This window comes from Lysinibacillus sp. RU7 (assembly GCF_057837305.1).
Map to the genome: position 1 here is coordinate 1 of NZ_JBYQFK010000324.1, position 234 is coordinate 234.

Below are 234 nucleotides of genomic sequence, written 5' to 3' on the forward strand. Positions count from 1 at the left end.
GCATGCGGTGTTCCAGCTGCTGCATCAGGGAACGCACCTCGTCCCGGTCGAATTCCTGGCCGTGATCGAGCCCGGCGACACGCTTCCGGATGAGCATCACTGCCAGCTGCTGCTGAATGCCTTTGCGCAGGGCGCGGCATTGATGAAGGGGCGGGCGAACCCTGACGATCCCGCTCGCGCCTATCCCGGCGATCGTCCCTCCTCCACCTTGTTGCTCGACGTGCTCGACGCGCG

The 234-nt window shown here is 65.8% G+C and carries 1 protein-coding gene; it reads left to right on the forward strand.

What is annotated here, in order from left to right; translation table 11 throughout:
• A partial coding sequence (locus AC3II9_RS22575) for a hypothetical protein (protein WP_489159018.1) occupies nt 1–234 on the forward strand: 234 nt, incomplete at both ends.